Below are 20,124 nucleotides of genomic sequence, written 5' to 3'. Positions count from 1 at the left end.
GGGTGCTTACCAGCTCGACTTGGTCACGCCGGGCAGCTCGCCACGGTGCGCCATGTCGCGGAAGCGGACGCGCGAGATGCCGTACTCGCCGACGTGGCCGCGGGGGCGGCCGTCGATGGCGTCGCGCTTGCGCACGCGCACGGGCGACGCGTTGCGGGGCAGCTTCTGCAGGCCGAGACGAGCGGCCTCGCGCTCCTCGTCGGTGCTGTTGGGGTCGACGAGCGCCTTCTTGAGCGCAGCGCGCTTCTCGGCGTAGCGGGCGACGATGGCCTTCCGCTGCTCGTTCTTGGCGATCATGCTCTTCTTGGCCATTTATCGCTCCTCTCGGAACTCGACGTGCTGACGGATCACCGGGTCGTACTTCTTGAGCACGAGGCGGTCGGGGTTGTTGCGACGGTTCTTCTTCGTCACGTAGGTGTAGCCCGTACCGGCGGTCGAGCGGAGCTTGATGATCGGACGGATGTCCTGCGACTTCTTCGCCATCAGAGCTTCACCCCCTTCTTCTGCAGGTCACGGATGACGGACTCGATGCCACGGGCGTCGATGACCTTCATGCCCTTGGCCGAGACGTTCAGCGTGACGTTGCGCTTGAGCGAGGGGACGAAGTAGGTCTTGCGCTGCACGTTCGGGTCGAAGCGGCGCTTCGTCCGACGGTGCGAGTGCGAGATGTTGTGGCCGAAGCCGGGAACGGCTCCGGTCACCTGGCACACTGCTGCCATTGGTTTCCTCCATGGGTACCGTGGGGCCGGAGCCCCACCCAAGATCACTTGCCTGCGCATGGCACTGCCCGCGTTCCGTGAGGGCCCCGGGGTGACCATGTGCTCCGCGGCGGACCGCGGACGGGCGCGCACAGAGGCGCACCAAGGATCGATCATACGCGACGCGACGCGCCGCCGGCAATCCCGGATGCGCGGCGGGTCGCGCGCTATCGCGGCTCAGTGCTGCGGGAAGACCGGCTGGCCGTCGGGGCCCATCGGCAGCGGCGTGCCGTCGGCGTAGGTCGGCCAGGGGAGGCGACCCTGCGCGTCGGGCTGCGGGGCGGGCGGCCAGGGCGCCGCCGCAGGCGGCACCGCACCCGCCTGCGCGGGCGCGCCCTGCATCGACGCCGCCTGCATCGGCGGCTGCACCGGCCCGGTGGGCTGCCGGGGGCCGACGTGCTCGCCGCGCGCCTCGGCCTCCTGCCAGTCGATGTTGCGGCGGTTCCAGAACAGCAGCACCGTGATCGACGCCGCGAGCGCCGAGATCACGACCGCCGCCACGGTGGAGCGCCAGTACCACTCCCCCACCTCGATGCCGAAGGCGTCGATCGCGAAGTGCAGGGTGAGCAGCACGCCGACGAGCCCCAGCAGCGACGCGGCGACCAGGCCGACGACGTACGCGAACGCGGCCCGCGCCCGGCGGCCGAGCACGATGAGCCCCCACGCGCCCGCGGCCGCCGCGCGCACGACGAGGATCGTGAGCAGCACGATGCCGAACAGCTCGGCGAAGAGCCATCCGCTGTCGTAGCCGATGAGGCTGTCGTCGTCGGACGTCCCGCCGCGCACCCAGATCGCGATCATGAGCACCGCGAGCAGGTACGTGTTCGCGGCGACGCCGATGACGAGCGGGGTCGCGGAGCGCCGCGCGAGCACGAGGTCGAGCGCGAGCAGCCCCGTGAAGACGAGGAACACGACGACGGTCCACACGACGCGCGCGGCCTGGCTCTCGAAGTCGCCGATGAAGATGAGCACGACGGTGATGAGCGAGACGATCGCGAGCAGGCAGATGCCGACGAGCAGCACCGGCTGGATCCCCATGATGCGCCGCGGCGTGCGGGCGGGCCGCGGCTCGGCGGCGGGCTCGGTCGGGTGTGCGCCGAACGCGCTGGGCGGCTGGGTCACCGGTGCCTCCTGTGGTGCTGGAACGGGCGCTGCGGGATCCGTCCGTCGACGGACGGCGCCAGTCTCACAGCGACGGCTGGGGGCGCGCCGCGAGCGGCGGGGCGCCTGTGGACAGGAGGGCGACCGGCCGGCGGCCGCGGCTCAGCCGGCTCGAGGCCCGCGGCTCAGCGCTTCGCGGCGCAGTCGGCGCAGAGGCCGAAGATGTCGACGACGTGCTCGGGCTCGACGAAGCCGTGCGCGGACGCGACCTGGCGCGCCCACGCCTCGACCTCGGCCGCCTCGAGCTCGACCGTGCGGCCGCAGCTGCGGCAGATGAGGTGGTGGTGGTGCGTGGGGGTGCAGGCGCGATACAGCTGCTCCCCGCCCGACTGCAGCGCATCGGCCTCGCCGTCCTCGGCGAGGGTCGCGAGCGCGCGGTAGACGGTGGCGAGGCCGACGGTCTCGCCCGCATCGCGCATCGACTGGTGGAGCGTCTGCGCCGAGACGAACTCGTCGTTGGCCGTCAGCGCCGCCCGCACCGCCTCGCGCTGGCGCGTCGTGCGCCGCCTCGTCTCCGTCATGGTGCCCCCACCGTAGCCCGCGCCGGCGCCGGCCGCTCCCGGCCGCCCACCCGGCCCGCGTCGCGGTGCTGCGGCACGAGCAGCGTCGCCGCGAACACGAGCGCAGCGACGAGCGTGATGGCGCCGCCGGCCGAGACGCCGAGCGACCGCGAGATCCAGAGGCCCGCGACACCGGAGGCCGCGCCGAGCACCGGGGCGAGCCACAGCATCCCGCCCACCGAGCCGACGAGCCGGCGCGCGGCGGCGGCGGGCGCCACGACGAGCGCGACGCCGAGGATCGCGCCCACGACGGGCTGGATGGTGACCACGGTCGCCGCGATGCCGGCGAGCGCGAGCACCTCGGTGCCGAGCGGCGCCAGCCCCGCGGCCGCCGCGCCTCCCCGGTCGAAGGAGTCGAAGACGAGCCGGCGGCCGGCGAGCAGCCACAGCGCGGCGACGAGCGCGAGCACGACCGCGGTGAGCGCGACCTGCCCGGCGTCGGTCGCGAGGATCGATCCCGTGAGCATCGACTCGACGTCGACCGGGCCGTGGGCGAGCGACTGCGCGAGCGAGCCGAGCGCGAAGCCGAGCGTGAGCATGATGCCGCTCGCCGTCGCCGAGCCCTGGCTGCGCACCCGCCCGACGAGCGCGGCGACGCCGATGAGCGCGACGGCCGCGACCGCGGCGCCGATGGGCGCGGCGACGCCGAGCATGACCGCGACGACGGCGCCCGGGAAGGTCGCGTGCGTGAGCGCCATGGTGAAGAACGCGCGCTGCCGCAGCACCACGAGCACCCCCGTGAGCCCGGCGAGGGCGCCCGCGAGCACGGCCTCGACGAGGGCGAGCGAGAAGTAGTCCATCAGGCGGCCGCCGTCCCTGCGGCGACGCCCGCGCGCGAGCGGGCGGAGCCGGCGCGGCGCACGAGCGCGCCGGCGCCGAGCACGAGCAGGTACGCGGCCACCATGAGCGTCGCCACCGTCGCGCCGGGCGCGGCGTCGACGCCCAGCTCGACCGAGAGGTGGAACGACACCGCGAGGCCGAGCCAGCCGGTGACGGCCGCGAAGACGAGCGCGACGAGCGCCGCGGCGCCGATGCGCCCGGTGACGCCCCGCGCGGCCGCGGCGGGCACGATGAGCACCGCGAGCACGAGCAGCACGCCCACCGACGAGGCCGCGGCCACGACGAACAGGCCGACCGCGATGTTCGCGACGAGGTCGAGCCGCAGCGTGCGCAGGCCCGCGGCCTCGGCGCCCGCCGGGTCGAACGCGCGGAACACCTGCTGCCGCCAGCCGAGCGCCACGAGCGCCACGGCGAGCGCGACGATCGCCGCCGACCAGCCGAGCTGCGCATCCGTGATCGTGAGCAGGCGGCCGAAGAAGAGCTCCTGCAGCTGCCCCGCGTAGTCGCTGCGGGTCGAGACGATCACGACGCCCACCGAGAAGAACGAGGTGAGGAGGATCGCGATGCCGGTCTCGCCGCCCGTGCCGCGCCGCTCGACGGCGGTGAGCGCGAGCGCCGCGAGCACGGCGGCGACGAGCGCGCCGGGCAGGAGTCCCGGCTCGCCGGCGATGACGAAGCCGATGACGAGGCCGGGGAAGACGGCGTGGGTGAGGCCGTCGCCGATGAACTCGAGGCGGCGGAGGTTGACGAGCAGCCCCACGGTCGCGGCGGCGACCGCCAGCACGAGCAGCAGCAGCAGCGGGCGCTGCAGGAAGGGCAGCGCGAACGGGCCGACGATGTCGATCATCGGCGGGTCACCGCGCGGCGTCGGACGCGGCGCCGGGTCGCTCGGCAGGTGCGGCGGGCGCGCCGTGCGCCTCGTGCTGCCCGAGGCCGTGGTGCTCGGCGTGCTCGGATGCGTGGTGCTCCGTCGTGGCGAGCGTGTGCCCGTCGATCTCGATCGCGTGGGCGGCGAAGGTGCGCTCCACCTGCTCGAGCGTCAGCACGCAGGCGGTCTCGTCGAACGCCACCTGCTCGCCGTTGACGAGCAGCGTGCGCTCGCAGGCGGCGCGAGCGAGGTCGAGGTCGTGGGTCGTGATGAGGAGCGCGACGCCCTCGGCCTTCAGCCGCTCGATGACGCCGAGCAGCGCGTCGCGCGAGGCGCGATCGAGGCCGTTGAAGGGCTCGTCGAGCAGCACGAGGCGCGGCTCGCCCGCGAGGGCGCGCGCGAGGAGGCCGCGCTGCCGCTGGCCGCCGGAGAGGGCGCCGAAGCGGGTGCGGCGCTGCGGGCCGAGGCCGACGAGCTCGATCGCGTCGCGCGCGATGCGCCGGTCGGCGCGGCCCGGCCAGCGCATCCCGAGCCGGGCGGTGCGGCCCATGAGCACGACGTCCTCGAGCGTGACGGGGAAGTCGAGGTCAGCCGTGGAGGTCTGCGGCAGCAGGCCGATGTCGGCGCGGTCGGGCACGACCCAGCGCTCGGCCGCGTGCGCGGCCGTGCCGATGAGGCCCGCGAGGAGCGTCGACTTCCCGGCGCCGTTCGGCCCGATGAGCGCCACGGCCTCCCCCGGGCGCACGTCGAACGACACCCCCGTGAGCACGGGGGTGCCGCCTGCGTGCGAGAGGCTCGCGCGCGCGATGTCGACGATCGGGTTCAGGGCTCCTCCAGCTCCGCGGGGAGCGCTGCCGGCTCCGCACCCCAGGATTCCACGATGCGGGTGATGTTGTGGATCTGGCTGCCGATGTAGGTCGCGCCGGCCGATCCCTCCGCGCCGAGCGAGTCGGCGTAGAGCGCATCCTCGCCCGAGAAGACCTCGACGCCGGCGTCGCGCGCGATGGTCTCGGCGAGGGCGGGGTTGATGGAGGTCTCCGAGAAGACGGCGCGCACGCCGGTGTCGCGGATGGCGGCGATGAGCGCGTCCATCTCGGCGGCGCTCGGCTCGGCGTTGTCGTCGAGCGACGCCATGACGTTGCCGACGACCTCGATGCCCTGCGCCTCCGCGAGGTACGAGAACGTGTCGTGCGTCGTCACGAGCAGCCGCTCATCCGCGGGCACCTGGTCGACGGAGGCGTGGATCCAGGCGTCGAGCGCCTCGAGCTGCCCGACGTACGCCTCGCCGTTCGCGGCGAACGCGTCGGCGGACGCCTCGTCGGCGGCCGAGAGCCCGGCGACGATCGACTCGACCATGTGGATGGCGTTGTGCGGGTCCGACCACGTGTGCGGGTCGATCGCGTGGTCGTGGCCGTGGCTGTCCTCCGCGCCGGCCTCGTCGGCGTGCTCGTCCTCCGCGTGCGCCTCGTCCTCGAGTGCGTCCTCGGCCTGCGTCTCGTCCTCGTGCGCGTGCTCCTCGTGCGCCTCCTCGCCCTCGTGGGCGTGGTCGCCGTGGTCGTGGCCCGCGCCCTCGTGCAGGTGCACGTCCTCCGAGGTGTCGACGATCGTGCCGTCGAAGCCGGACGCCTCGACGGCGCTGTCGAGCCACTCCTCGAGGCCAGCGCCGTTGATCACGAGCACGTCGGCGGCGGCGAGGCCCTGCAGCGCCTGCGGGCTCGGGTCGAAGCCGTGCGCCGACTGGCCGGGCTGCAGCAGCTGCGTGATCTGCGCGTCGTCGCCCGCGACCTCGCGCGCGAAGTCGCCGAGCTGGGTCGTCGTCGCGACCACCTGGAGGCCGTCGCCCGCCTCGGGCTCGGCGGCGGATCCGGTGGCGCAGCCGGCGAGCGCCAGGGAGACGATCGCGGTCGCGGCGACGGCGCCGACGGTCGTGGGGGTGCGGTGCATGGGTCCTCGCTTTCCTCCACGACCGTAGAGCCGATGAGAACGATTGTCAAAATCATGGAGCACGAGGATCGGCCTCCGAGGCGGGCTGACTACGCTTCTGCCATGGAGCAGACCGCGCGCGGCACCACCCAGCAGTCCATCGTCGAGGCGCTCGGCGTCCGACCGTCGATCGACCCGGCGGCCGAGGTCGAGCGCCGCGTCGCCTTCCTCGCCGACTACCTCGGCTCGACCGGCGCCCAGGGCCTCGTGCTCGGCATCTCCGGCGGGCAGGACTCCTCGCTCGCCGGCCGCCTCGCGCAGCTCGCGGTCGAGCGCGCGCGCGCGGGGGGCGGCGAGGCGACGTTCGTCGCGGTGCGCCTCCCCTACGGCGTGCAGGCCGACGAGGACGACGCGCAGCTGGCGCTCGACTTCATCCGCGCCGACCGGGAGGTCACGGTCGACGTGAAGCCCGGCGTCGACGCGCTCGAGGCCTCGGTCGAGGCGGCGATCGGTGAAGTCTCCGACTACCACAAGGGCAACGTCAAGGCACGTGCGCGCATGATCGCGCAGTACGCGGTCGGCGGCCAGCTGGGCCTGCTCGTCGTGGGCACCGACCACGCCGCCGAGGCCGTGACCGGCTTCTTCACGAAGTACGGCGACGGCGGCGCCGACGTGCTGCCGCTCAACGGCCTCACGAAGGGGCAGGGGCGCGAGCTGCTGCGCGAGCTCGGCTCGCCCGACCGCCTCTGGCAGAAGCCGCCGACCGCCGACCTGCTCGACGACCGCCCCGGGCAGCTCGACGAGCACGAGCTCGGCGTCACCTACGAGGTGCTCGACGCGTTCCTGCGCGGCGAGGAGGTCGCGCCCGAGGAGGCCGCGGCGATCATCGAGCGCTACGACCGCACCGAGCACAAGCGCCAGGTGCCCGTCGGCCCCGAGGACGGCTGGTGGCGCTGACGCCCCTCCGCCGGTCGAGCCGGTCCGCGCGCGCAGCGCGCTGACCGAGTCGAGACCACACCGCAGGTGAACGGAGCGGCTCAGCCCGTGGGAGCCGCCGACGGCACCTGCATCAGTCGAGCAGGAGCGCCGGCTCCTCGAGGATCGAGGCGACGTCGGCCACGAAGCGGCTGATCACGTCGCCGTCGATCGCCCGGTGGTCGAACGATCCGCCCACCGTCGTCACCCAGCGCGGGCGCACCTCCCCGTCGACGACCCACGGCTTCTGCCGGATCGTGCCGAGCGCCACGATGCCCGTCTCCCCCGGGTTGAGGATGGGCGTGCCCGTGTCCATGCCGAAGACGCCGATGTTCGTGATCGTGAACGTGCCGTTCGCGAGCTCGGCCGGCTGCGTGCGGCCCTCGCGCGCGGTCGTCGTGAGCTGCTGCAGCGCCTTCGCGAGCTCGAGCAGCGAGAGGTCCTGCGCGTCCTTGATGTTCGGCACGAGGAGGCCCCGCGGCGTCGCGGCGGCGATGCCGAGGTTCACGTAGTGGTGGACGACGATCTCGTCGCCCTTGAACGTCGAGTTCACGAGCGGGTTGCGGCGGATCGCCCACAGGATCGCCTTCGCCATGATGAGCAGCGGCGACACCTTCACGTCGGCGAAGTCGGGCGAGGCCTTGAGCCGCTTGACGAACTCCATCGTGCGGCTCGCGTCGACGTCCGTGAAGACCGACACGTGCGGCGCCGACTGCGCCGAGTCGACCATCGCCTGCGCGATGACCTTCCGCACGCCCTTCACCGGCACGCGCTCCTCGCGGCCGCCCGACCAGGCGGGCGCGTCGAGGTTGCGGAACACCTTCGCCTGCTCGGCGGCGCGCACGACGTCGTCGCGCGTCACCTCGCCCGCGAGGCCCGTGCCCTCGAGCGAGGCGAGGTCGACGCCGAGGTCCTTCGCGAGCTTGCGGATGGGCGGCTTGGCGATCACGGGCGCCGCGGCGGCCGCGGGCACCGACGCGGGCGGCGCCGGGCGGTCGCGCTCGGGCACCTCGCGCACCGTGTGCGGCTTGCGCCGGCGGGTCTCCGCCCCGCCGCGCACCCCGTAGCCGACGAGCACGGCGCCGCCGTCCTCGTCGCGCTCGATCGTCTGCTCGGTGGCGCGCGTGGTCTCGACGGTCTCGGCGTCGCCGCCGGAGACGCGGATGATGGGCGTGCCGACCTCGACGGTCTGGCCCGGCTCGACGAGCAGCGCCTCGACGGTGCCGTCGAACGGGCTCGGCAGCTCGACGAGCGACTTCGCGGTCTCGACCTCGAGGAGGACGTCGTTGACGTGGACCGCGTCGCCCGGCTGGACGCGCCAGCTGACGATCTCGGCCTCGGTGAGGCCCTCGCCCGGGTCGGGCAGCCTGAACTCCTGCATCGGGTCCTCTTCGGTCTCAGTAGGCGAGCGCGCGGTCGACGGCGTCGAGCACGCGGTCGGCGTCGGGCAGGTAGACGTCCTCGAGCTGCGCCGGCGGGAAGGGCGCGTCGAAGCCGGACACCCGCAGCACGGGCGCCTCGAGCGAGTAGAAGGCGCGCTCGGCGACCGTCGCGGCGATCTCGGAGCCGACCGACACGTGGCCGGGCGCCTCCTGCGCGACGACGACGCGGCCGGTGCGCTGCGCCGACTCCACGATGGGCGCCCAGTCGATGGGCGAGAGCGAGCGCAGGTCGAGCACCTCGACGCTCGTGCCCTCGCGCTCGGCGATCTGCGCCGCCTGCAGCAGCACGTGCACCATCGCGCCGTGGCCGACGAGCGTCACGTCGGTGCCCGGCTTCGCGACGACCGTTCGGTGGAGGTCGACCGCGGGCTCGGCGAGCACCTCGCCCTTCGACCAGTACTTCGACTTCGGCTCGAGGAAGATGACGGGGTCGTCGCTCTCGATCGCCTGCCGCAGCATCCAGTGCGCGTCGTTCGCGGTCGACGGGCTCACGACCCGCAGGCCCGCCGTGTGCGCGAAGTACGCCTCCGGGCTCTCCTGGTGGTGCTCGACGGCGCCGATGTGGCCGCCGTAGGGGATGCGGATGACGACGGGCATCGAGACGGCGCCGCGGTGGCGCGCGGTGAGCTTCGCGAGCTGCGAGACGATCTGGTCGAAGCCGGGGTAGACGAAGCCGTCGAACTGGATCTCGACGACCGGGCGGTAGCCGCGCATCGCGAGGCCGATCGCGGTGCCGATGATGCCCGACTCGGCGAGCGGGGTGTCGAGCACGCGGTCGGCGCCGAACTCAGCCTGCAGGCCGTCGGTGATGCGGAAGACGCCGCCGAGCGGGCCGATGTCCTCGCCCATGAGCAGCACCTTCTCGTCGGCGCGCATCGCCTCGCGCAGGGCGCTGTTCAGCGCCTTCGCGAGCGGCATCGTCGTCGTCGCGGGCCGCTCGGCGGCCGCGGCCTGGGTCTGGGTCTCGGTCATCGCTCGTCCCCGAAGCTCGCTTCGAACTCGCCCAGCGCGCGCTTCTGCTCCACCATCAGCGGGTGCGGCTCGCTGTAGACGTGGTCGAAGATGTCGTCGCTCGCCGGGCCGCCGGCCGCGAGCATGCGGCGGCGCACGTCGGCGGCCGCCTCGGTCGCCTCCTCGCCGATCGCCGCGAGCGCCGCGTCGTCGACGCCCAGCTCGCGCAGGTGCGCGGCCATGCGCTCGATCGGGTCGCGGCGGCGCCACGCCTCCACCTCGGCGTCGTCGCGGTAGCGGGTGGGGTCGTCGCTCGTGGTGTGCGCGCCCATCCGGTACGTGTCGGCCTCGACGTAGCCGGGCCGGCCCTGCCGGGCCGCGTCGAGCATCCGGCGCGTGACGGCGAACGAGGCGAGCGGGTCGTTGCCGTCGACCCACGCCGCGTCGAGGCCGAAGCCGCGGGCGCGCTCGTGGAGCGGGAAGCGGGACTGGCGGCTCGAGGGCACCGAGATCGCCCACTTGTTGTTCTGCACGAAGAAGACGACGGGCGCCTCGTAGCTCGCGGCGAAGACGAGGCCCTCGCTCGCGTCGCCCTGGCTCGCCGCGCCGTCGCCGTAGAAGGCGACGACGGCCTCGTCCGCCTCCGCGTCGCCCGTGCCGCAGCGGCCGTCGAGGCGCACGCCCATCGCGTAGCCCGTCGCGTGGAGCGCGTGCGTGCCGATGACGAGCGAGTAGATGCGCATGCCCTGCGTCTCGAGCGGGTCCCAGCCGCCGTGGCGCGCGCCGCGGAAGATGTCGAGGATCTGCAGCATCTCGACACCGCGGTGCAGCGCGATGAGGTGCTCGCGGTAGCTGGGGAAGATCGTGTCCTGCGGCCGCGTCGCCCATGCGGCGCCGACCTGGCCGCCCTCCTGGCCGAGCGACGGCACCCACAGGCCGAGCTTGCCCTGCCGCTGCAGGTTGCCGGCCTCGATGTCGAAGGCGCGCGTCGCGACCATCTCGCGGTGCATCGCGAGCCGGTCGTCGGTGCTCAGCTGCGCGGCGAGCGCGTGGTGCTCGGCGTTCTCGTCGGTCTCGACGATCCGGCCGTCCTCGTCGAGGAGTCGGATGGGCTCCGCGGCGCGGGCGCGGATGGCTGTGCCGGCGCTCACAGCGACGACGCCTCCTGGCGCTCGGCGGCCGCGGGCGCGTCGGTCTGCAGCTCCTGGATGCGCACGGCCGCCGCGAGCACGTGGTCGAAGCTCTCGGGCTCGCCGATCGAGATGCGCGTGCCCTCGGGGAAGACCTTCGCGACGATCCGCTCCGAGAAGAGGATGTCGTGGATCCGCTCCTCCTGGCCGGGCCGCGAGGGGACCCAGAGGAAGTTGCCGTGCGGGCGGGGCGCGGGCACGCCGGCGTCGACGAGGCGGTGCCAGAGCGCGTCGCGCTGCTCGGCGAGCACCTCGATGCGCGCGAACGTCTCGCCGACGTGCTCGAGCGCCGCGATCGCGGCCGAGGAGGCCAGGGCCGTCTGCGAGAGCGGCACGCCGGCGACGTCGGCGCCGAACAGCACCGCCGGGTCGCCGACGGCGTAGCCGACGCGGAGGCCCGCGAGGCCGTGCGCCTTCGAGAAGGTGCGGAGCACCACGACGTTGTCGCGGCGGCGCTGCTGGTCGATCCCGTCGAACGTGGGCTCGCGCACGAACTCCACGTAGGCCTCGTCGAGCATGACGAGCACGTCGGCGGGGATGCGGTCGAGGAAGGCGTCGAGCTCCTCGGCGCCGACGATCGTGCCGGTGGGGTTGTTCGGGCTGCAGACGATCACGGCGCGGGTGCGCTCGGTGATCGCGGCGGCCATCGCCTCGAGGTCGTGCTCGTGGTCGGCGGTGAGCGGCACCTCGACGGGCGTCGCGCCGCCGGTGCGGACGAACAGCGGGTAGGCGTCGAACGAGCGCCAGGCGTAGACGACCTCGTCGCCGGGGCCGGCGACGGCGTGGATGAGCTGCTGCAGCAGCGACGCGGAGCCGTCGCCGATGAGGATGCGCTCCGCCTCGACGCCGAGCTCGGCCGCGAGCGCGGCCTTGAGGTCGGGGGCGCCGGGCCGGGGGTAGCGGTTCACCCGCTCGGCCTCCCGCTGCACGGCCTCGACGACCGCCGGCAGCGGCGGGAACGGGTTCTCGTTGCTCGAGAGCTTGAACCCGCCCTCCGGGGCGGGCCGTCCCTGCTGGTACGGGGGAACCTCCGCGATCTCGCGGCGAAGTCGCACAGTCACCGGCCCAGGCTATTGCGCGTCGTGGCCCCTCGGGGGATATGGATGCGATGATCCAGGCATGCGCTTCCTGCTCCGCGTGCTGTTCACCGCGATCGCCATCTGGGTCGTGACGCTCGTCGTGCCCGGCATCGAGATCGACTCCTACGGCCCCGCGTGGTGGGACGTCGCGCTGACCACGCTCGGCGTGGCGCTCGTGTTCGCCATCGTCAACGCGACGATCGGCAACCTCATCCGGATCGTCGCGTTCCCGCTCTACATCCTCACGCTCGGCATCATCGCCCTGTTCGTGAACGCCTTCCTGCTCATGATCGTGCACTGGCTCTCGAACCTCATCGGGTTCGGCCTCGAGCTCGAGAGCTTCTGGTGGGGCATGCTCGCGGCCGTCTGCATCGCGTTCCTCACCTGGCTCATCACGATCGTGACGCGGCCGATCTTCGGCCGCGACCGCCCGCGGGAGCGCTAGACCCCTTCCCGCCGCAGCCGGACGCTCGTCGTCGCGACGCCCTCGGCGCCGTCCAGCTGCCGCTCGAGCCGGTCGACGAAGCGCTCCATCCGCGTGCTCTCGGCCGGCGCGCCCTCGAGCGCCACGAGGTAGCCCTCGGGATCGTGGCGCGCGAACGCGCCGCTGCCCACGCCGTGCGCCGGCGCGAGCTCGACCGTCGGCGCGGCGGGCGCGTGCGCCTCGACGCCCCGCGCGGCCGCGACGAGTTCGCCGAGCCGGCCCGGCTCGTCCGGCGAGCCCATCGCGGCCGGCACGAGGTCGCCCGCCTGCGCCAGCGGCAGCACCGCGACGCCCTGCGGCACGTCGAGGCCGTCGACCGGCGAGCCGATCGTCGTCACCGAGCGCACGTCGAAGTCGCCGGAGGCGGCCACGCCCATCGCCGCGTGCCCGCCCTGCGAGTACCCGAAGAGATCGACGGCATCGCCGGGCCCCACGCCCGCGGAGCGGAGCGCCTCGGCGAGCGCCGCGGCCGAGCCCTCGTGCGCCGAGACGGCGGCCGCGCCGTTCTCGACGTTCGCGAGGCCGTCGAGCCCCGTCTCGCGGCTCAGGCCGAAGTCCTGCGTGCCGTCGACGAACACCTGGAAGCGGCGGGAGCCGTCCGGCTGCCGGAGCTCGTGCACGACGACCTGGTCCGGCTGCCCGCGGAGCACGCGCATCGCCTCGGCCGGCGCCGTCACGGGCGTCGGCGCGGCCGTGGTGTCGCGCACGAGCACCGCGGGACGTACCTGCCCGACGCCGGCGCCCGCGCGCACGCCGATCGCCGCCCCGCCCGCGAGCAGGGCGAGCAGCTCGTCCTCTCCGATCCCGCGCTCGAGCGCCTCGACGACCGGCAGCGGCACCCCGAGGAACCCGGCCGCCATCTCGTCGGCCGACTCCACGCCGAGCCGCAGCGCCGCGGCGAAGCCCGGCGTGGCCAGCAGCGCCTCGCCGGCGCGGTCCCAGAAGCCCGACGTCTGCTGCAGGAAGGCGTCGACACGCGTCATCGCCGCGTCCGCGGCCCCTCCCGTGCCGCGCGAGGCGGTCGCCGCGAGGCCGGGCGCGGCCGCCACGGCCCGCGCGAGCAGGTCGGGGCGCGACGTCGCGAGCCACGCCGCGAGCGGCACGGCCGCGAGGCCGACCGCGAGCGCCACCGGAGCGAGACCGAGCAGCGAGGTCGCCGCAATGCCGCCGAGCGCGGCGGCGCCCGCGCCGAGCAGTCGCCCGCCCGCCCACGCGGCGTGGCCCGCGAGCTCCTCGATCGCGCCGCGCACCGCCTGCGACGCGTGCTCGTACGCGCGGCCGGCGAGCAGCGTCGTGTCGGCGAGCCGCTCCAGCTCGTCGGCGAGGCGCGCGAGCGCGGCCGTGCGCGCGGCCAGCTCGTCGGCGCAGGTGGCGAGCCGCGCCGCATCGATGCCGGCGCCGGCCGGCACGCGCAGGTCGGGCGCGGTGCGGAGCGCCCGGGCGGCGTCGAGCACCCGCTGCCGCGCCTCGCGCAGCTGCGCCGTGACGGCGCCCGTGGCGGTCGGATCCCAGGCGACCGTCACGCCCCGCTTGCCCTGGGGCGCGGCCCCCGGGCCGGGCGCGAACGATCCGCCGCCGCCCGTGAACGAGCCGCCGCCCGTGAACCCGCCGAGGCTGCCCACCGGCGCGCCGAACGAGCCGCCGCCGCTGCCGGCGCTCACAGCGCCGCCTCGATCGCGCCCTCGAGCAGCCGCAGCTCGTGGGCCTCGACGCCCGCCGCGCGCCGCAGCCGCCCGCACGCGTCGTCGAACGCGCCGCGCGCGGGACCCAGCCAGCCGTCGTCCCCGTGCACGCCCACGAGCCCCTCGGCTTCCTCCACCAGCCGCGCCGCGCGCGCCACCGCTGCGCTCGCCGCGCGGATCTCGGCCGCGGCGGCCGCCGCGAGCGCCGCCTGCGCTGCCGTCGTCATCACCGTCATCGGGCACCTCCCGGCGGGACCATCGCATCCGACGTCGCCGTCACGCGCCGGGCGGTCGGCGACCTGTGGACGGCGCCGCGACGGCCCGTCGGATCGCGCGATCCGGCAGGATGGAGGTCGTGACCATCGACCGGGCGTTCGCCGACGCCACGCGCTTCCGCGTCGCGTTCGTCTGCACCGGCAACATCTGCCGCTCGCCGATGGCCGAGGTCGCCTTCGAGCGGCTCGCCGAGCAGCACGGCATCGCCGACCGGCTGCTCGTCATGAGCGCCGGCCTCAGCGAGTACCACGTGGGCGAGACCGCCGACCCGCGCACCCTCGCGGTGCTCGCCGACGCGGGCTACGACGCGAGCGGCCATCGCGCGAAGCAGTTCCAGGCGCAGTGGTTCGACAGCGTCGACCTCGTCATCGCCTTCGACCGCGGCCAGGAGCGGGCGCTGCGCTCGCTCGCCCGCACCGACGAGCAGCAGTCGAAGATCCGGCTGCTGCTCTCGTTCGACCCGGAGGCCACGGGCCCCGACGTGCCCGACCCCTACTACTCGGAGGACGCCTTCTTCGGCACGGTCCTCCGCCAGATCGAGACCGCGGTCGGCCGGCTGTTCCGCCAGATCCAGCCCGCCCTCCGCAGCTAGGAGCACCATGCCGCTGCCCATCCAGCCCCTCTCGCCGCTCGACGGCCGCTACCAGGCGCAGACCTCGGGCCTCGCCGAGCACCTCTCGGAGGCCGGCCTCAACCGCGCCCGCGTGCACGTCGAGGTCGAGTGGCTCGTCTTCGTCGCGGAGCGCGGCCTCTTCGGCGCGCCGACGATCTCGGCCGACGACGCCGCCTCGCTGCGCGCCTGGGCCGCCGGCTTCGGCCAGGAGGAGATCGACTGGCTCGCGGCGAAGGAGGCGGTCACGCGCCACGACGTCAAGGCCGTCGAGTACCTCGTGCGCGACCGGCTCGAGCAGCAGGGGCTCGGCGCGCTCGCCGAGGCCGTGCACATCGCCTGCACGAGCGAGGACATCAACAACCTCTCCTACGCGCTCACCATCCGCGCGGCCGTGCAGGAGGTCTGGTTGCCGGCGTTCCGCGCGGTGATCGACCGCCTGCGCGAGCTCGCCGAGGAGCACCGCGAGCGCCCCATGCTCTCGCTCACGCACGGCCAGCCGGCGACGCCGACGACGCTCGGGAAGGAGCTCGCGGTCGTCGCGTGGCGCCTCGAGCGCCAGGCCCGCCGCATCGAGCAGGTGGAGGTGCTCGGCAAGTTCGCGGGCGCGACCGGCACCTTCTCGGCCCACGTCGTCGCCGAGCCGGGCGCCGACTGGCCGGCCACGGCATCCGCCTTCGTCGAGTCGCTCGGGCTCGAGTGGAACCCGCTCACGACGCAGATCGAGTCGCACGACTGGCAGGCCGAGCTCTTCGGCGCGATCTCGCACGCGGGCCGCATCCTCCACAACCTCGCGACCGACGTGTGGACGTACATCATGCTCGGCACGTTCACGCAGATCCCGGTCGCCGGTGCGACCGGCTCGTCGACCATGCCGCACAAGATCAACCCCATCCGCTTCGAGAACGCCGAGGCGAACCTCGAAATCGCGTCGGCGCTGCTCGAGTCGCTCTCGGCGACGCTCGTCACGAGCCGCCTGCAGCGCGACCTCACCGACTCGTCGACGCAGCGCAACGTGGGCGTCGCGCTCGGCCACTCGCTGCTCGCGCTCGACAACCTGCGCCGCGGCCTCGGCGAGATCGCCGTGTCGGACACCGCGCTCGACGCCGCGCTCGAGGGCAACTGGGAGGTGCTGGCCGAGGCGATCCAGACCGTCATCCGCGCCGAGGTGCTCGCCGGCCGCTCGTCGATCGCCGACCCGTACGCGCAGCTCAAGGAGCTCACGCGCGGGCAGCGCGTCGGCGCGGCCGAGCTCGCGGCCTTCGTCGACGGCCTCGACATCTCCGACGACGCGAAGGGGCGCCTGAAGGCGCTCACGCCGGGCACGTACACCGGGGTCGCGGCGCAGCTCGTCGACCGCCTCGCCTAGCGAGCGCCGACGGGGAGTTCTCCCCATTCCCTCCCCCACCCCGCCGCCCTAGCGTGAGCGCCAGGGTGGAGGAGGTGTCCCGTGGCGATGAACCTGCCGGGCGAGCTGGTCTGGGTGCTCGACATGCTCGGGTACGACTGGCCGCCCCTCGACGAGGACGAGATGCGCCGTGCGGCGAACATCATCCGCACCTTCAAGGACGACATCGAGGGCACGATCGACCAGGCGACGGCCCGGATCAAGGACGACGTCGGCAGCGCCATGAAGGCGCAGGCCGCGAACTCCTTCGGCAACGCGTGGGACACGAACCGCCAGCAGAACGTCGAGAAGCTCGTCGACGTGCTCGACCCGGCGGCGTCCGGCATCGACATCGCCGCCGACGCGGTGCTCGCCCTCAAGGTGAAGGTGATCGCCGAGCTCGTCATCACCGCCGCGCAGATCGCGGCGGCTGCGGCGAGCGCCGTCTTCACGCTCGGCGCGAGCCTCGCCGCGAACGCCGCGATCATCGCGCTGCGCAAGAAGCTGCTCGACGTCGCCACGAACATCGCCATCGACCAGCTCGCGGCGCGCCTGCTGCCGATGGTCGTCGAGCCGCTCTTCAACCAGGCCGTGCCTGCGGTCATGGCGATGCTCGACTCGCCCATCGTCGAGGGCCAGACCGGCGACGTGAGCGAGTTCGGCGCCGACCTCGCGGCGCTCGACCAGGCCGCGGCCGACCTCGACGCCAACGGCGACGACCAGGAGGCGCTCGCCGAGGACTTCCTCTCGCAGCTCTCCTCCTGCCAGATCTTCACGGGGTGACCGCATGTCGCAAGCACTGAAGACGCTCACGCGCGAGGCGATCGACGCCCTGCAGGACGTGCTGCCCCGCATCGCCCGCGGCGTCGCCGGGCAGTCGAAGCGCTCGAAGGACAAGATCAAGGAGATGGCCGAGGCCATCCGCCGCAAGGACGCGGAGCTCGCGCGCGGCGTGCGCCGGCAGGACGTCGAGAACCCGACGACGATGGACGTCGACGTGCGGGCCTTCAACAATCGCCGCTACGACCAGGCGGAGTTCAACCGGCAGGTGAACGAGCAGGTCGACGCGCTGCAGGACATGTCGGTCGCCGACTGGATCCGCAACCGCGGCGACTACCTCGAGAACGGGCGCACGAGCGCGTCGGTGCGCGCCCAGCAGGAAGCCCGCGACATCGCGCTCCGCGACCGCATCCGCGATCTCCGCCGAGCGGATCGGAACCTGACGCCGGAGCAGGCGGCGCAGGACGCGCGGGACTGGCTCGCCACCCAGGCCGCCACCCACCGCCTCGACGGCATCGCGGGCGGATCGCAGACCGACATCTCCGGCGTCGGCGACAGTGGAGTGAACTCGTCGCTCGGATCCCAGTGGCGTGGCCGCGTCGGTGCCCTCGACAGCGCCGTGGCGGAGTTCGTCGCGAACAATCCCGGCGCCGATCTGTCCCAGGTCTTCATGAACATCTCGTTCTCATAGGGTGGCCGCATGATCCCGATCACGGACTTCGTCCTCCACGCCCCGGTCCCGCAGGCGACGATCGACGCCTACCGGGATCGCGTGCACCCCGAGGTCATCGAGCTCTGGGAGACGTACGGGTTCGGCACCTTCGGCAACGGGTTCTTCCGCATCATCGACCCCGGGGCCTATGAGCGCGGCATCGGCGACGTCATCGGCAAGGTCACCGGCAACCGCATCGCGATCCCCATCATGGTCACTGGCCTCGCCGACCTCATCACCTGGGATCCCGGCCACGGCGTCGTGGGCATCATCTACCGCGACCAGCGCACCACGGGCATCGGCAGCGACGTCAACGCGATCCCGGACTGGCTCGACCTCGACGGCGACCAGTACGTCGTCGACGTCTTCGACGGCGCGAACTTCTTCGCGGCGCAGCAGGTGCATGGCCCGCTCGCGTTCGACGAGTCGTTCACCTACGTGCCCCTGCTCTCGCTCGGTGGGCCGAAGAAGGTCGAGAACCTCAAGCCCCGCAAGACCATCGAGGCGATCCGCACGATGGTCGAGTTCCAGGGTGTGATCGAGCACTGATCCACCCGGGCCGCACCGACGCCGAGCGTCGATCATGATCGAGATCTCCGACTTCCAGCAGGTCGCCCCCGTGCCGGCGGAGGTCGTCGCGGCGTACCGCGAGCGCGTGCCCGCCGAGATGGTGGAGGTCTGGGAGCGATACGGGTTCGGGACCTTCGGCGAGGGCTTCGTGCGCGTCATCGACCCGCGCGAGTACGAGCGCGGCGTCGGCGACTGCATCGGCCGCGTGGTCGGCGGCACCGAGTCCATCCCCCTGATGGTGACCGGGCTCGCCGACCTGATCGTCTGGGAGCCGGGCGCGGGCCTGACGGGCATCATCTACCGGAACGGGGACACCCGAGGTCTCGGCTCGAAGGTCTCGACGTTCTTCAACCTGACCCGCAGCGGTGGCGCGAAGCACCTCGCCCGCGTGCTGGACTGGAGCGCGTTCCCCGAGGCGGTCGCGACCCACGGTCCACTCGCGTTCGACGAGTCGTTCACCTACGTGCCGCTGCTCTCCCTGGGCGGCCCGAAGTCGGTCGCGAACCTCGAGCCCCGCAAGACCATCGAGGCGATCCGCACGATGGTCGAGCTCCAGGGCCTCATCGAGCACTGAGACGCCAGCATGATCCCGATCACCGACTTCGTCCTCCACGCCCCCGTCCCGCAGACCACGATCGACGCGTACCGGGATCGCGTCCACCCCGAGGTCGTCGACTTGTGGGAGACGTACGGCTTCGGCACCTTCGGCTACGGGTTCTTCCGCGTGATCGATCCCGTCGCGTACGAGCGAGGCATCGGTGACGTCCTCGGCAAGGTCATCGGGCAGCGGATCTCGATCCCGTTCCTGGTCACCGGCCTCGCGGACGTCGTGACGTGGGAGCCAGGCATCGGCGTCGGCGCCATCTACCGCAACGGCTCGGCGTCGGGGGTGGGCACCGACCTCGACACCCTGCTCGGGATGCTTGCCCTCGACGGCGAGGACTACCTGGCTGAGGAGTTCGACTGGGACATGTTCCCGGAGGCTGTCGCGGCGCACAACCCGCTCGCGTTCGACGAGTCGTTCACGTACGTGCCGCTGCTCTCCCTCGGCGGCCCGAAGCACGTCGACAACCTCAAGCCCCGCAAGACCATCGAGGCGATCCGCACGATGGTCGAGCTCCAGGGCGTGATCGAGCACTGAGCGGGCGACGCGGCCGTCTCCCAGCGTGCGATCACCTCGGGCGACGAGCATGGTGCCGTGACGGAGCAGCCGACCTTCTCGATCTCGCTCTCGGGCGGACCCGCGCTCGTGACGGTGCGGCGCGAGGTCGATGGCGTCGCGATCGCCGCGTCTGCCGCGAAGCCGCACCGAGCGAGGCTCGAGCGCACGCTCGACGCCTTCGCGGAGGCTCGACCGACGTGGACCGACGGGTCGTCGATCGACACCGGCTGGTGCTCGCTGACGCTCCGCGCCACTGCCGAGGGCCTCCAGGTCGTCGCGCCGGCGTTCGACGGCGACCCGCATGCCGGCACGAGCCCGGACCTCTCGGTGCCCCTCGCGGTGGCCGAGGGCTGGGACGACGTGCGGCGCGCAGCGCGCGTCGAGCCGGCGCCGGTGCGCTTCGACGACCGGATCACGGCGGTGGTCGGCTGGGAGCGCTGCACGAGGCTGACGATGACGCGCGACGCGGCGCCGGAGCCCGGCGACAGCGGCTGGCTCATCGAGCCGCACGAGAGCGAGCCGGACCGCCTGCGCCTGGACGACCGCGAGCGGCTGGAGGCGTGGATGGTGCAGCGGCTCAAGCCCGCCGCGATCCGCGCCGCCGTGCTGCCGCCGGCCTACGGGGCGATGCTCGAGCTCGACGGCATCCGGATCGTGGTCGACCTCGCCGACGGCAGCGTGCGCTCGCACGGCATGCTCTGACGCTGCCATCGA

25 protein-coding genes are annotated in these 20,124 nt (G+C 73.4%); 10 read left to right on the top strand and 15 right to left on the bottom strand.

Going from position 1 to position 20,124, the window contains the following annotated elements:
• Positions 1 to 6: 6 nt before the first annotated feature.
• The 9 genes from rpsN to IEW90_RS00950 form a co-directional block, all read right to left on the bottom strand.
• Complete coding sequence (gene rpsN, locus IEW90_RS00990) at positions 7 to 312, bottom strand: 30S ribosomal protein S14 (RefSeq protein WP_188715098.1); 306 nt, start codon at positions 310 to 312, stop codon at positions 7 to 9.
• Positions 313 to 483, bottom strand: a complete 171-nt coding sequence (rpmG, locus tag IEW90_RS00985; RefSeq protein ID WP_188715096.1) for a 50S ribosomal protein L33 — start codon at positions 481 to 483, stop codon at positions 313 to 315.
• Positions 483 to 719: a 50S ribosomal protein L28 gene (gene rpmB, locus IEW90_RS00980; protein ID WP_146795552.1), complete on the bottom strand. Its 237-nt coding sequence runs from the start codon at positions 717 to 719 to the stop codon at positions 483 to 485. Before rpmB ends, rpmG begins: the two co-directional genes overlap by 1 nt.
• A gap of 216 nt (positions 720 to 935) precedes the next feature.
• Positions 936 to 1,880, bottom strand: a complete 945-nt coding sequence (locus IEW90_RS00975) for a hypothetical protein (protein ID WP_188715093.1) — start codon at positions 1,878 to 1,880, stop codon at positions 936 to 938.
• 164 nt (positions 1,881 to 2,044) lie between these two features.
• The gene (locus IEW90_RS00970) at positions 2,045 to 2,440 is read right to left on the bottom strand and encodes a Fur family transcriptional regulator (RefSeq protein WP_188715091.1); all 396 of its coding nucleotides are present in this window, start codon (positions 2,438 to 2,440) and stop codon (positions 2,045 to 2,047) included.
• A complete protein-coding gene (locus IEW90_RS00965) occupies positions 2,437 to 3,279 on the bottom strand; it encodes a metal ABC transporter permease (protein ID WP_188715089.1) in 843 nt (280 codons plus the stop codon). The genes IEW90_RS00970 and IEW90_RS00965 overlap by 4 nt, the downstream gene beginning before the upstream one ends.
• A complete protein-coding gene (locus IEW90_RS00960; protein ID WP_188715087.1) occupies positions 3,279 to 4,166 on the bottom strand; it encodes a metal ABC transporter permease in 888 nt (295 codons plus the stop codon). The genes IEW90_RS00965 and IEW90_RS00960 overlap by 1 nt, the downstream gene beginning before the upstream one ends.
• Positions 4,167 to 4,173: 7 nt before the next feature.
• The gene (locus tag IEW90_RS00955; protein WP_188715085.1) at positions 4,174 to 4,956 is read right to left on the bottom strand and encodes a metal ABC transporter ATP-binding protein; all 783 of its coding nucleotides are present in this window, start codon (positions 4,954 to 4,956) and stop codon (positions 4,174 to 4,176) included.
• 53 nt (positions 4,957 to 5,009) lie between these two features.
• Positions 5,010 to 6,131 carry a metal ABC transporter substrate-binding protein gene (locus tag IEW90_RS00950; RefSeq protein WP_188715075.1) on the bottom strand — a complete coding sequence of 374 codons (1,122 nt, stop codon included), beginning with the start codon at positions 6,129 to 6,131 and terminating at the stop codon, positions 5,010 to 5,012.
• Between the two features lie 102 nt (positions 6,132 to 6,233).
• On the opposite strand from IEW90_RS00950, the gene nadE reads away from it, so the two are divergent.
• Positions 6,234 to 7,067 carry an NAD(+) synthase gene (nadE, locus tag IEW90_RS00945; protein WP_188715064.1) on the top strand — a complete coding sequence of 278 codons (834 nt, stop codon included), beginning with the start codon at positions 6,234 to 6,236 and terminating at the stop codon, positions 7,065 to 7,067.
• 112 nt (positions 7,068 to 7,179) lie between these two features.
• On the opposite strand, the gene IEW90_RS00940 is transcribed toward nadE, so the two are convergent.
• From IEW90_RS00940 to IEW90_RS00925, 4 genes are read right to left on the bottom strand one after another with little or no spacing between them, the layout of a single operon-like run.
• Positions 7,180 to 8,466, bottom strand: a complete 1,287-nt coding sequence (locus IEW90_RS00940) for a dihydrolipoamide acetyltransferase family protein (RefSeq protein WP_188715057.1) — start codon at positions 8,464 to 8,466, stop codon at positions 7,180 to 7,182.
• Positions 8,467 to 8,482: 16 nt separating this feature from the next.
• Positions 8,483 to 9,499, bottom strand: coding sequence for an alpha-ketoacid dehydrogenase subunit beta (locus IEW90_RS00935; protein WP_188715055.1), 1,017 nt, complete (start codon positions 9,497 to 9,499; stop codon positions 8,483 to 8,485).
• The gene (locus IEW90_RS00930) at positions 9,496 to 10,629 is read right to left on the bottom strand and encodes a thiamine pyrophosphate-dependent enzyme (RefSeq protein WP_229679429.1); all 1,134 of its coding nucleotides are present in this window, start codon (positions 10,627 to 10,629) and stop codon (positions 9,496 to 9,498) included. Before IEW90_RS00930 ends, IEW90_RS00935 begins: the two co-directional genes overlap by 4 nt.
• Complete coding sequence (locus IEW90_RS00925) at positions 10,626 to 11,729, bottom strand: histidinol-phosphate transaminase (protein ID WP_188715054.1); 1,104 nt, start codon at positions 11,727 to 11,729, stop codon at positions 10,626 to 10,628. The genes IEW90_RS00930 and IEW90_RS00925 overlap by 4 nt, the downstream gene beginning before the upstream one ends.
• Positions 11,730 to 11,787: 58 nt before the next feature.
• Between IEW90_RS00925 and IEW90_RS00920 the strand changes: the two genes are divergently transcribed.
• On the top strand, positions 11,788 to 12,192 hold the full coding sequence (locus IEW90_RS00920) for a phage holin family protein (protein WP_188715052.1): 405 nt from the start codon (positions 11,788 to 11,790) through the stop codon (positions 12,190 to 12,192).
• On the opposite strand, the gene IEW90_RS00915 is transcribed toward IEW90_RS00920, so the two are convergent.
• Together IEW90_RS00915 and IEW90_RS00910 are read right to left on the bottom strand one after the other, a co-directional pair.
• On the bottom strand, positions 12,189 to 13,892 hold the full coding sequence (locus IEW90_RS00915; RefSeq protein ID WP_188715051.1) for a hypothetical protein: 1,704 nt from the start codon (positions 13,890 to 13,892) through the stop codon (positions 12,189 to 12,191). The genes IEW90_RS00920 and IEW90_RS00915 overlap by 4 nt on opposite strands.
• Positions 13,889 to 14,140, bottom strand: coding sequence for a hypothetical protein (locus tag IEW90_RS00910; protein WP_188715048.1), 252 nt, complete (start codon positions 14,138 to 14,140; stop codon positions 13,889 to 13,891). The genes IEW90_RS00915 and IEW90_RS00910 overlap by 4 nt, the downstream gene beginning before the upstream one ends.
• A 128-nt stretch (positions 14,141 to 14,268) precedes the next feature.
• Here IEW90_RS00910 and IEW90_RS00905 point away from each other — a divergent pair, with 128 nt between their 5' ends.
• From IEW90_RS00905 to IEW90_RS00870, 8 genes are all read left to right on the top strand, one after another.
• Positions 14,269 to 14,781, top strand: coding sequence for a low molecular weight protein-tyrosine-phosphatase (locus tag IEW90_RS00905; RefSeq protein ID WP_373284689.1), 513 nt, complete (start codon positions 14,269 to 14,271; stop codon positions 14,779 to 14,781).
• A 7-nt stretch (positions 14,782 to 14,788) separates the two neighbouring features.
• Positions 14,789 to 16,168, top strand: coding sequence for an adenylosuccinate lyase (gene purB, locus IEW90_RS00900; protein ID WP_188715044.1), 1,380 nt, complete (start codon positions 14,789 to 14,791; stop codon positions 16,166 to 16,168).
• A gap of 87 nt (positions 16,169 to 16,255) precedes the next feature.
• Complete coding sequence (locus IEW90_RS00895) at positions 16,256 to 16,969, top strand: WXG100-like domain-containing protein (protein ID WP_444541777.1); 714 nt, start codon at positions 16,256 to 16,258, stop codon at positions 16,967 to 16,969.
• A gap of 4 nt (positions 16,970 to 16,973) precedes the next feature.
• A complete protein-coding gene (locus IEW90_RS00890) occupies positions 16,974 to 17,657 on the top strand; it encodes a polymorphic toxin type 15 domain-containing protein (protein ID WP_188715039.1) in 684 nt (227 codons plus the stop codon).
• A 9-nt stretch (positions 17,658 to 17,666) separates the two neighbouring features.
• Positions 17,667 to 18,227, top strand: a complete 561-nt coding sequence (locus IEW90_RS00885; protein ID WP_188715037.1) for a GAD-like domain-containing protein — start codon at positions 17,667 to 17,669, stop codon at positions 18,225 to 18,227.
• 34 nt (positions 18,228 to 18,261) lie between these two features.
• Positions 18,262 to 18,822: a GAD-like domain-containing protein gene (locus tag IEW90_RS00880; protein ID WP_188715035.1), complete on the top strand. Its 561-nt coding sequence runs from the start codon at positions 18,262 to 18,264 to the stop codon at positions 18,820 to 18,822.
• A 9-nt stretch (positions 18,823 to 18,831) separates the two neighbouring features.
• Positions 18,832 to 19,389 carry a T6SS immunity protein Tdi1 domain-containing protein gene (locus IEW90_RS00875; protein ID WP_188715033.1) on the top strand — a complete coding sequence of 186 codons (558 nt, stop codon included), beginning with the start codon at positions 18,832 to 18,834 and terminating at the stop codon, positions 19,387 to 19,389.
• A gap of 57 nt (positions 19,390 to 19,446) precedes the next feature.
• Positions 19,447 to 20,112, top strand: coding sequence for a hypothetical protein (locus tag IEW90_RS00870; RefSeq protein WP_188715031.1), 666 nt, complete (start codon positions 19,447 to 19,449; stop codon positions 20,110 to 20,112).
• The last annotated feature ends 12 nt before the right edge of the window (positions 20,113 to 20,124 follow it).

It is taken from the genome of Agrococcus terreus, assembly GCF_014645235.1.
GTDB lineage: Bacteria > Actinomycetota > Actinomycetes > Actinomycetales > Microbacteriaceae > Agrococcus > Agrococcus terreus.
The sequence above is the reverse complement of the archived record's forward strand: the minus strand, read 5'-3'. Positions and strand labels throughout refer to the sequence as shown.

Bases quoted from the DNA above. Each gene is read 5' to 3' on its own strand.
- IEW90_RS00940 (WP_188715057.1), bottom strand. From the start codon at position 8,466: ATGCAGGAGTTCAGGCTGCCCGACCCGGGCGAGGGCCTCACCGAGGCC.
- nadE (WP_188715064.1), top strand. From the start codon at position 6,234: ATGGAGCAGACCGCGCGCGGCACCACCCAGCAGTCCATCGTCGAGGCG.
- IEW90_RS00910 (WP_188715048.1), bottom strand. From the start codon at position 14,140: ATGACGACGGCAGCGCAGGCGGCGCTCGCGGCGGCCGCCGCGGCCGAG.
- IEW90_RS00970 (WP_188715091.1), bottom strand. From the start codon at position 2,440: ATGACGGAGACGAGGCGGCGCACGACGCGCCAGCGCGAGGCGGTGCGG.
- IEW90_RS00875 (WP_188715033.1), top strand. From the start codon at position 18,832: ATGATCCCGATCACCGACTTCGTCCTCCACGCCCCCGTCCCGCAGACC.
- IEW90_RS00920 (WP_188715052.1), top strand. From the start codon at position 11,788: ATGCGCTTCCTGCTCCGCGTGCTGTTCACCGCGATCGCCATCTGGGTC.
- rpmG (WP_188715096.1), bottom strand. From the start codon at position 483: ATGGCGAAGAAGTCGCAGGACATCCGTCCGATCATCAAGCTCCGCTCG.
- rpmB (WP_146795552.1), bottom strand. From the start codon at position 719: ATGGCAGCAGTGTGCCAGGTGACCGGAGCCGTTCCCGGCTTCGGCCAC.
- IEW90_RS00950 (WP_188715075.1), bottom strand. From the start codon at position 6,131: ATGCACCGCACCCCCACGACCGTCGGCGCCGTCGCCGCGACCGCGATC.
- IEW90_RS00935 (WP_188715055.1), bottom strand. From the start codon at position 9,499: ATGACCGAGACCCAGACCCAGGCCGCGGCCGCCGAGCGGCCCGCGACG.
- IEW90_RS00965 (WP_188715089.1), bottom strand. From the start codon at position 3,279: ATGGACTACTTCTCGCTCGCCCTCGTCGAGGCCGTGCTCGCGGGCGCC.
- IEW90_RS00880 (WP_188715035.1), top strand. From the start codon at position 18,262: ATGATCGAGATCTCCGACTTCCAGCAGGTCGCCCCCGTGCCGGCGGAG.
- rpsN (WP_188715098.1), bottom strand. From the start codon at position 312: ATGGCCAAGAAGAGCATGATCGCCAAGAACGAGCAGCGGAAGGCCATC.
- IEW90_RS00885 (WP_188715037.1), top strand. From the start codon at position 17,667: ATGATCCCGATCACGGACTTCGTCCTCCACGCCCCGGTCCCGCAGGCG.
- IEW90_RS00895 (WP_444541777.1), top strand. From the start codon at position 16,256: ATGAACCTGCCGGGCGAGCTGGTCTGGGTGCTCGACATGCTCGGGTAC.
- purB (WP_188715044.1), top strand. From the start codon at position 14,789: ATGCCGCTGCCCATCCAGCCCCTCTCGCCGCTCGACGGCCGCTACCAG.
- IEW90_RS00960 (WP_188715087.1), bottom strand. From the start codon at position 4,166: ATGATCGACATCGTCGGCCCGTTCGCGCTGCCCTTCCTGCAGCGCCCG.
- IEW90_RS00890 (WP_188715039.1), top strand. From the start codon at position 16,974: ATGTCGCAAGCACTGAAGACGCTCACGCGCGAGGCGATCGACGCCCTG.